The 8,901-nt window shown below is 42.9% G+C and carries 8 protein-coding genes, 9 tRNA genes and 1 pseudogene; 17 read left to right on the top strand and 1 reads right to left on the bottom strand.

All coding sequences use genetic code 11. The annotated features are described in order from the left end of the window. Positions 1 to 106 precede the first annotated feature (106 nt). The 9 genes from K1I97_RS06990 (at position 107) to K1I97_RS06950 (ending at position 888) form a co-directional block, all read left to right on the top strand. Positions 107 to 179, top strand: a tRNA-Val gene (locus tag K1I97_RS06990). Between the two features lie 2 nt (positions 180 to 181). Further along, positions 182 to 254, top strand: a tRNA-Asp gene (locus tag K1I97_RS06985). A 24-nt stretch (positions 255 to 278) separates the two neighbouring features. Then, positions 279 to 351 (top strand) — tRNA-Lys (locus K1I97_RS06980). A 5-nt stretch (positions 352 to 356) separates the two neighbouring features. Beyond that, a tRNA-Leu gene (locus tag K1I97_RS06975) sits at positions 357 to 438 on the top strand. 12 nt (positions 439 to 450) lie between these two features. After that, positions 451 to 523 (top strand) — tRNA-Thr (locus K1I97_RS06970). A gap of 27 nt (positions 524 to 550) precedes the next feature. Then, positions 551 to 622, top strand: a tRNA-Gly gene (locus K1I97_RS06965). Between the two features lie 7 nt (positions 623 to 629). Then, positions 630 to 715: transfer RNA gene (locus tag K1I97_RS06960), tRNA-Leu, on the top strand. Between the two features lie 11 nt (positions 716 to 726). Next, positions 727 to 800 (top strand) — tRNA-Arg (locus K1I97_RS06955). 14 nt (positions 801 to 814) lie between these two features. Next, positions 815 to 888: transfer RNA gene (locus K1I97_RS06950), tRNA-Pro, on the top strand. A 76-nt stretch (positions 889 to 964) separates the two neighbouring features. On the opposite strand, the pseudogene K1I97_RS06945 reads toward K1I97_RS06950, so the two are convergent. Further along, positions 965 to 1,782, bottom strand: a pseudogene (locus K1I97_RS06945) (transposase); the annotation flags it as partial. Between the two features lie 168 nt (positions 1,783 to 1,950). On the opposite strand from K1I97_RS06945, the gene K1I97_RS06940 reads away from it, so the two are divergent. The 8 genes from K1I97_RS06940 to K1I97_RS06905 all read left to right on the top strand — a co-directional run bounded on the left by K1I97_RS06940 (position 1,951) and on the right by K1I97_RS06905 (position 8,900). Beyond that, on the top strand, positions 1,951 to 2,376 hold the full coding sequence (locus K1I97_RS06940; RefSeq protein ID WP_223331945.1) for a MarR family winged helix-turn-helix transcriptional regulator: 426 nt from the start codon (positions 1,951 to 1,953) through the stop codon (positions 2,374 to 2,376). Positions 2,377 to 2,386: 10 nt separating this feature from the next. Beyond that, positions 2,387 to 2,749, top strand: coding sequence for a DUF1304 domain-containing protein (locus K1I97_RS06935; protein WP_223331944.1), 363 nt, complete (start codon positions 2,387 to 2,389; stop codon positions 2,747 to 2,749). A 278-nt stretch (positions 2,750 to 3,027) separates the two neighbouring features. Further along, positions 3,028 to 4,836 carry a glutamine--fructose-6-phosphate transaminase (isomerizing) gene (glmS, locus tag K1I97_RS06930; protein ID WP_223331943.1) on the top strand — a complete coding sequence of 603 codons (1,809 nt, stop codon included), beginning with the start codon at positions 3,028 to 3,030 and terminating at the stop codon, positions 4,834 to 4,836. Positions 4,837 to 5,064: 228 nt separating this feature from the next. Beyond that, positions 5,065 to 6,069, top strand: coding sequence for a uroporphyrinogen decarboxylase family protein (locus tag K1I97_RS06925; protein WP_223331942.1), 1,005 nt, complete (start codon positions 5,065 to 5,067; stop codon positions 6,067 to 6,069). A gap of 11 nt (positions 6,070 to 6,080) precedes the next feature. After that, entirely contained in the window at positions 6,081 to 6,284 is a 204-nt protein-coding gene (locus K1I97_RS06920; RefSeq protein ID WP_000837737.1) for a hypothetical protein, read from the top strand. A 2-nt stretch (positions 6,285 to 6,286) separates the two neighbouring features. After that, the gene (locus K1I97_RS06915) at positions 6,287 to 7,285 is read left to right on the top strand and encodes a uroporphyrinogen decarboxylase family protein (protein ID WP_223331941.1); all 999 of its coding nucleotides are present in this window, start codon (positions 6,287 to 6,289) and stop codon (positions 7,283 to 7,285) included. 11 nt (positions 7,286 to 7,296) lie between these two features. Further along, positions 7,297 to 8,175, top strand: a complete 879-nt coding sequence (locus K1I97_RS06910; RefSeq protein WP_223331940.1) for a transporter substrate-binding domain-containing protein — start codon at positions 7,297 to 7,299, stop codon at positions 8,173 to 8,175. Between the two features lie 32 nt (positions 8,176 to 8,207). After that, complete coding sequence (locus K1I97_RS06905) at positions 8,208 to 8,900, top strand: amino acid ABC transporter permease (protein ID WP_000255460.1); 693 nt, start codon at positions 8,208 to 8,210, stop codon at positions 8,898 to 8,900. Position 8,901: the final 1 nt, after the last annotated feature.

The raw sequence follows: 8,901 nt of genomic DNA, 5'->3' as shown, positions 1-8,901 counted from the left end.
CCGAACACAGTAGTTAAGCCCTAGAACGCCGGAAGTAGTTGGGGGTTGCCCCCTGTGAGATATGGAAGTCGCTTAGCAGAATAGGAAGTTTAGAGACTTCCTTATTGGGAGTTTAGCTCAGCTGGGAGAGCATCTGCCTTACAAGCAGAGGGTCAGCGGTTCGATCCCGTTAACTCCCATAGGTCCCGTAGTGTAGCGGTTATCACGTCGCCCTGTCACGGCGAAGATCGCGGGTTCGATTCCCGTCGGGACCGTTTAAGATAACGGCAGTTATTTTAGACTCGTTAGCTCAGTTGGTAGAGCAATTGACTTTTAATCAATGGGTCACTGGTTCGAGCCCAGTACGGGTCATATTAGCGGGTTTGGCGGAATTGGCAGACGCACCAGATTTAGGATCTGGCGCTTAACGGCGTGGGGGTTCAAGTCCCTTAACCCGCATAATAGAAATAGGCCGGCTTAGCTCAGTTGGTAGAGCATCTGATTTGTAATCAGAGGGTCGCGTGTTCAAGTCATGTAGCCGGCATTTTTTTATATAGAATAAGAGGTCGATGCGAACGTAGTTCAGTGGTAGAACACCACCTTGCCAAGGTGGGGGTCGCGGGTTCGAATCCCGTCGTTCGCTTAGAGAGGCCGGGGTGGCGGAACTGGCAGACGCACAGGACTTAAAATCCTGCGATTGGTAACGATCGTACCGGTTCGATTCCGGTCCTCGGCATATAGTAATGAGCACCCTTAGCTCAACTGGATAGAGTACCTGACTACGAATCAGGCGGTTAGAGGTTCGACTCCTCTAGGGTGCATTTTTTATTTAATGCGGGAAGTAGCTCAGCTTGGTAGAGTACTTGGTTTGGGACCAAGGTGTCGCAGGTTCGAATCCTGTCTTCCCGATTATATTTATATGAGCTTTTATTAACTGTTATTTGTAAATCAAAGCTCTTTGTCAACTGTAGTGGGTTGAAGTCAGCTAAGATCGAGAAAGGACGAAATTCGTCCTTTCTTTTTTGATGTTGAGAGCGATGAAAATCCTTTTTTTGAAGTTTTCAAAGTTTCGAAAACCAAAAGCATTGCGTTTGATGAGTTTAATGAGATTATTAGTTGCTTCCAATTTGGCGTTGGAATAAGGTAATTGAAGGGCGTTGACGATTTTCTCTTTATCCTTGAGATGTGAAAACGATCTAGAACAATTTTAGCACTGGGATAAAGCTGTTTAGCTAAGTCATAGTAAGGGCTAAACATATCCATCGTAATGATTTTCACCTGACAGCAAACGGTTCGATCGTAGCGAAGAAAGTGATTTCGGATAACAGCTTGTGTTCTTCTCTCAAGGACGGTGATGATATTAAGCTTGTCAAAATCTTGTGCAATGAAACTCATCTTTCCCTTGGTGAAGGCGCATTCGTCCCAGAACATAATTTCTGGAAGCCAGGTGAAGTCATGATTTAAGTGAAAGTCATTGAGCTTATGAATAACAATTGAAGTTGGAATGGACAGCTGATGAGCAATATCGATCATAGACGTCTTTTCAATCAACTTTTGAGCAATTTTTTGGTTGATAATACGAGGAATTTAGTGATTTTTCTTGACGAGAGAGGTTTCGGCGACCGCTATTTTCGAACACTGATAACACTTAAAACGTCGCTTTCTAAGGAGGATTCTAGTAGGCATACCAGTCATTTCAAGGTAAGGGATCTTAGACGGTTTCTGGAAGTCATATTTCCTCATTTGACTTCCGCAATCAGGACAAGATGAGCCGTCATAGTCCAGTTTAGCGACTATTTCCTTTTCTACAACAAAATAGGCTCCATAAGATCCATAGGAGATTTGCCTACTACAAATATTATGGGGTCTGATAAATCAAGAAAACTTAAGCATATTACTTGATTTATTTTTTAGCATATATTATACTTGATAAGTCAAGTATTGATGAATCATATATGTTGGGAGGGAATGATGGTAGCAATCCATGATTTACTGTATCAACTACGGTTGGCAGATCAGTCTATGACACAATTATTCGAACGCCAATTAGGAATTAGTCTGACTCGTTATCAAATCTTATGTTTCTTAATCGATCAGTCACCGTGTAATCAAATAGCAGTTCAGGAGCGTTTGAAGATTGATCAGGCTGCCTTGACACGGCACTTTAAAATTTTGGAAAAGGAAGGTTTGGTTGATCGACGTCGGAATCCTGAAAATCAGAGGGAGGTTTTAGTGGAAGTGACAGACTTTGCGAGAGGGCAACTAGTAACCAACTCTCCCCAACAACATATAAAGGTAAAGAGTCAGATGGAAAGCGTACTTACAAAAGGAGAGCGAGAAGAGTTCAGTCGCTTGTTAGAAAAGTTGCAATCGGGCTTAGAAGAGATAGAAATTTAAGGAGAAGAATATGTCTATTTTTACAATTGTTTTAGCAACTATCGTTGCTTTGGAGCATTTTTACATTTTTTATCTGGAAAGTGTGACTACTCAATCAGACACTACTAGTCGAGTGTTTAATGTGGATAAGGAAGAACTGGCTCGTCCTTCAGTGAGTTCATTATTTAAAAATCAAGGAATTTATAATGCTTTGATAGGTGTGTTTCTTTTGTATGGGATTTATTTCTCACAAAGTTTGGAAATTGTGACCATCTTTGTTTTATTTGTGTTTGGTGCAGCGACCTACGGTTCTCTGACAGCAGACAAGAAGATTATTCTGAAGCAAGGTGGGCCTGCTATTCTAACTCTATTCAGTATTTTGATTTTGAAATAAGAAAGTCGCGTTTTTTGTTAGCTCTAAAAGCTAGATTTTCCTGCCTAGCTTTTGAGTTTTATATATTAATATTTCTTTTCTCTAGTTTAATCTGTTAATACCAGCTTGTCAGCTATTAGATGAAATCTTAATGACCTGTTTTCTAGAAAAACTATACCAATTTTTATTCTTGACAAGTGATAAAAACAAGTATATACTGTTTTTGCTGATTCTGTAAAAGGGAAATCAGACTATACCAATTTAAGGGGAAAGCACAGCTGGTCTGTGTCGTATATACTATGTGTGGAATTGTCGGTGTTGTTGGAAACACAAACGCAACTGATATTTTGATTCAAGGGCTTGAAAAGCTTGAATACCGTGGCTATGATTCTGCGGGGATTTTTGTCCTAGGTGGTGCTGAAAATCATCTAGTCAAGGCTGTTGGCCGTATCGCTGAATTGTCTGCTAAGACAGCTGGTGTTGAGGGAACAACTGGTATCGGACATACGCGTTGGGCGACTCACGGGAAACCAACTGAGGACAATGCTCACCCACACCGCTCTGAGACTGGACGTTTTGTCTTGGTGCACAATGGGGTGATTGAAAACTACCTTGAGATCAAGGAAGAATACCTTTCAGGTCACCACTTCAAGGGGCAAACAGATACAGAAATCGCCGTTCACTTGATTGGTAAATTTGTTGAAGAAGATGGTTTCTCAGTGCTTGAAGCCTTCAAAAAAGCCCTTCACATCATTCGTGGTTCTTATGCCTTTGCCTTGATTGACTCTGAAAATCCAGATGTCATCTATGTGGCGAAAAATAAATCACCACTTTTGATTGGTCTTGGAAATGGCTACAACATGGTCTGCTCAGATGCTATGGCTATGATTCGTGAGACTAACCAATACATGGAAATTCATGACCAAGAGTTGGTAATCGTCAAAGCTGATAGTGTCGAAGTTCAAGATTATGACGGCAACAGTCGTGAGCGTGCTAGCTATACTGCTGAGCTCGACTTGTCAGATATCGGTAAGGGAACTTATCCTTACTACATGCTCAAGGAAATCGACGAGCAACCAACGGTGATGCGTAAACTCATCCAAGCCTACACAGATGAGGCGGGTCAAGTAGTGGTTGATCCAGCTATCATCAAGGCTGTTCAAGACGCTGACCGCATCTACATCCTTGCGGCTGGAACGTCTTACCACGCAGGATTTGCTTCTAAGAAGATGTTGGAAGAATTGACGGATACGCCAGTTGAACTTGGAATTTCATCTGAGTGGGGCTACGGTATGCCACTTCTCAGCAAAAAACCACTCTTCATCTTTATCAGCCAGTCTGGTGAAACAGCTGATAGCCGTCAAGTTTTGGTCAAGGCCAATGAAATGGGGATTCCGAGCTTAACGGTTACAAACGTGCCAGGTTCGACTCTTTCACGTGAAGCCAACCATACCATGCTCCTTCACGCGGGTCCTGAAATCGCCGTGGCATCAACTAAGGCTTATACAGCGCAAATTGCAGCCCTTGCCTTCCTTGCAAAAGCAGTCGGTGAAGCAAATGGCAATGCTAAAGCACAAGCCTTTGATCTGATTCGTGAGTTGTCTATCGTGGCTCAGTCTATCGAATCAACTCTTTCTGAGAAAGAAACTATTGATGCCAAGGTTCGTGAGCTTCTTGAAACAACTCGCAACGCCTTTTACATCGGACGTGGTCAAGACTACTACGTAGCCATGGAAGCTAGTCTCAAACTCAAAGAGATTTCTTACATCCAGTGTGAAGGCTTTGCGGCAGGAGAACTCAAGCATGGAACGATTGCCTTGATTGAAGAAGGAACGCCTGTCTTGGCCCTCCTGTCAGATCCAGTCCTTGCCAACCACACTCGTGGAAATATCCAAGAGGTCGCAGCTCGTGGTGCCAAGGTTCTCACTATCGCAGAAGAAAATGTTGCTAAAGAGACCGATGATATCGTCCTTACGACCGTCCACCCTTACCTCTCACCAATCTCAATGGTCGTACCAACGCAATTAGTCGCTTACTTTGCAACACTCCACCGTGGCCTTGATGTGGACAAACCACGTAACCTTGCTAAGTCAGTAACTGTGGAATAAGACTGAGTATAAATAATTCTTATCAAGCTTATAAAAATTTCATATCGTAGAGAACATCATTTGAAAACAATGAGTATAAACACCTTAGAAAATCTGATTTAAAGGGATTTCTAAGGTGTTTTTCTTTATAGATATAAAAATTCCCAATCAAGTCGATAGTCAATATATATTGGGAAAAGGAAAAAAGGAATGGTAAGATAGTTTCAATCCAAATGGAAGGAGAAAGGTATGGCAAGTAAAAGAGATCTAGTCTTTAGAGCGATTCGAGGCGATGAAGTGGAAAGAGTTCCTGTGGGATTTTGGTTTCATTTTGTAACACTCGAAGAAAAGGGGCAGGGATTAAACAATCCACGTATCTTTCAAAAAAGTGTTGATGGGCATCGCAACTATGTGGAAAGGATTCATCCTGATTTTGTCAAAATTATGAGCGACGGTTTTTTCCTTTATCCAAGTAATGTCCATAGTCCTAAGATCGCAAGCATTCAGGAGTTGGCTTCTATTGAGTCGATTGGTGAGGAACACCCATGGATTCAGCAACAGGTGGAAGTGGTACAAGCGATTCGAGAGACCTTTACCGAAGAGATTGCTTCTTTCTACAATATCTTTTCGCCTATCTCCTACCTCAGGCGCTGGTTCCGTACAGAAACTTCTCGAGGAGATAGGGAAGTGGCTGATCTATTGCTAGAAAACCCTGAGCAATTCAGAGCGATTCTAGATGTGATTGCAGGAGATATTGCTATCCTAACTCAGAAAATCATCCAGCAAGGTGGGGTCGATGGGATTTATCTCAGTACCCAGGAAATTCAAGATGAGCGCATCACACCAGCACTATATCAAATCTACATCGAACCGAGCAATATAGCGATTTTGGAGGCAGCCAATCAGGTTGGTGGGACCAATATCCTCCATATCTGTGGTTTTGAAGGTGCGAGCAATGATGTGACGATATTTAAGGACTATCCAGCTCAAGTGGTCAACTGGGCGACTCATCATGAGGATGTTAGTTTGACACAGGGGCAAGAGTTATTTCCAGGCAAGGCCGTTTTAGGTGGATTTGAAAATGGCAAGAAAAGCTTGCTTTATCACGGTTCCAAGGCGGAATTGCAAAATGAAACAAGACGGTTGCTGGCTGAAGCGGGTAGTAAAGGCGTTCTTCTGGGAGCTGACTGTACTGTTCCAGATGACTTTGACTTAGAGAGGTTGGACTGGATTCGGCAGGCAGCTGTTCTCTAAAAGGAGGAGCTATGAAAAGTAAAAGATGGGGCATATTCATTGCAGTTGTCGGTTTGCTGGCTTTGGTTGCCATAAGCGTCGTAAAAAATGGGCACTGCAAAAATGGAGAGAGATGTCGTGGAGTTCAGGATTTTTCCAAGTCCAGTCTCCCCTTTTTACGCTCGAATGATATCGCAAGCAGTTTATTAGTTGAAAAAGTAAGAAATGGAGAATAAGAATGTCAGAAAAAAAAGAATGGGTTTTAAAAGCATTTAGAGGTGAAAAGGTTGATCGTGTGCCAGTTGGTTTTTGGCATCATTTCACATCCGAAGACGAATGGCTACACGGATTCTCAAATCCAGCCATTATCGAGAAGAATATTGAGGGCCATAAGCGCTTTATCCGAGAAGTTCAGCCAGACTTTATCAAACTCATGAGCGATGGGTACTTTGCTTATCCAAATCCAGCGATTGCCAAAGGAAAATCACTTCAAGAATTGGCGGCCATTCAACCACTCGGACCAGATCACGCTTGGATAAAAGAGCAGGTGGACTTGGTTAAGAAAATCAAGCAAGAATTTACAGAAGATATCGTTGCGATTTACAATATTTTTGCTCCTGTGACCTATCTCAAGTGGTTGCTTGGGGAAGTGTCTGGCGGGGATGACCTTATTGCGGACTTTCTGGTAGAAGATCCTGAAGCTCTGAAGAAAGTGTTGGATGTGATTGCAGAGGATATTGCGAGTCTCAGTCGAGCTGTCATCGAAGAGGCTGGTGCTGATGGAATCTACCTCAGCGTGCAGAGTATCCAAGATCAACGAGTGTCGGCAGCAGAGTATCAAGCTGTCATTGCACCTAACGAGATAACTGTTCTGGGAGCAGCTAGTTCTGTTGGTGGTGTTACTGTTCTTCATATCTGTGGCTACGAGGGGGCGCGAAATGATATTCACCTTTTTGCAGACTATCCAGCCCAAGTCTTTAACTGGGCTGTAGGACCAGAGGGAATCACTCTCAAGGAAGGTCGTGAGATTTTCAAGGGACGTACGGTTCTTGGAGGATTCGAAAATGGCAAGACAGGCTTGCTGTATACTGGTAGCAAGGATGCCATTCAGGCTGAGGCAAAGAAACTAGTTGCAGAAGCTGGGGAACAGGGCTTGGTACTTGGGGCAGATTGCACCATTCCAAGTGATATCGCAGTTGAACGTATCCAGTGGGTGAGAGAAGCGCTTGAAAACTAAAGGAGAAAAAGATGAGTAAAAAAGCATGGATTATCGGTGGTGTAGCAGTTGTTGCAGTAATTGGGGCAACGATTATCGGGAGAAGTTTAGCTGGCGCTCCATTCAAGGAGGGAGAAGCGGCTTCGTCTGCTGAAGTCATAACCTTGAAGGTTGCCCATACACAAAACTACGTACCTTATGACTTTGTCAATGAAAAAGGGGAATCAGATGGTTATGAAGTAGCTGTTTTGAAGGCTGTTGATGAGAAGTTGGCAAACTATCAATTTGAATATACGGGTACCAGTGATGACGACCTCTTGATTGGTCTGGAATCAGGCAAGTATGACATCGGAACTAAGGGAGCCTGGTACACAGATGAACGAGCTAAAAAGTTTGTCATTCCATCTGAACCAGTGGGAGCGAGCATTATCGGATTTACTGTCAGAAAAGAAGATGAACAGAAATACAAAACCATTGATGACTTTGCTAAGAATAAAGGGAAATTGGTTCCCATCTCTCCACAGAATGCTCAATGGAATGTCATCACCAGCTACAATGAAAAACATCAGGACGCACCGATTGAGCTAACAGCAGCTGAATCCTTTAAAGTGGCAGATGCCTATGCCTGGGTCTTAGAAGGACGTTATGATGCCTTCTTTGATATCAAACTGTCCTTTGAAAAAGCAGTTACCGCAGAAGATGGCCCTTACCACCAATATGCGGATAAACTCAGCTGGTTCCCATATAAAGGTATTCCAACTTATCCCTTGATTCACCGTGATGAAAAGGGTGAGAAATTCGCTAAAGAATACGAAAAAGCAATCAAAGAGTTGAAAGAAGATGGCACGCTTGCTAAGCTATCTCAGCAATACTTTAAAGAAGATGTCTTTAGTTACGTAGACAAAGACTAGACAAGAAATTCCAAGACTAGAAAGGGTTTTGCATGGTTTCTTATGATTTTTCCAAGGTCTTTCAGTTTTTACCGACCTTATGGCAGGCACTTCCTATGACCTTGTCCATTCTCTTTTTTACCACTCTTCTTGGTTCCCTTTTTGGAGGTCTCTTGGCCTGGGCACAAGTAGGAGAAGACAAGAGTTTTGCAGCGATTTCCAAAGGCTATATCTTTACCCTTCGTTGTACACCGCCGATTGTCTTGCTTTTTCTAGTCTTTTATGGCTTGCCAGAATTTCTGAAATGGTGGCTTGGTTTGGATATCAACAACTGGTCTAAAACTATTTTTGTTCTCTTGACGATGATTCTCTTGTTTGCGGCTATTGTTGCCGAGGTTTTCAAGGCGGCCTATCAAGCTATTCCAAAGGGGCAGACAGAGGCCGGGCTTAGTATTGGTTTGACTCCAAGTCAGACTTTTTGGAGAATCATTTTCCCCCAAGCTTTTCAAGTTGCTCTTCCCAATATAACGACTGCTATTCTCAATCTCATGCGGGATGCTGCTTTGGCTTATACGATTGGTTTCGTTGATGTTATGGGGGCGGGGAATCTCTTGATCAGTCGCAATTTAGGGAACTACTCTCTGGAAACCTATACGGCAGTTGCACTTCTTTATTGGGGGATTGCCCTGGTTATTTCTAGCTTGAGTCGTTTGCTTGAGAAGTCTTTGGAAACAAAAGGGAGGTAAG

This window comes from Streptococcus oralis (genome assembly GCF_019929345.1).
In the GTDB taxonomy this organism is placed as follows: Bacteria; Bacillota; Bacilli; order Lactobacillales; family Streptococcaceae; genus Streptococcus.
Note: the sequence above shows the minus strand (reverse complement) of the source record. Positions and strands in the feature narration are given on the sequence as shown.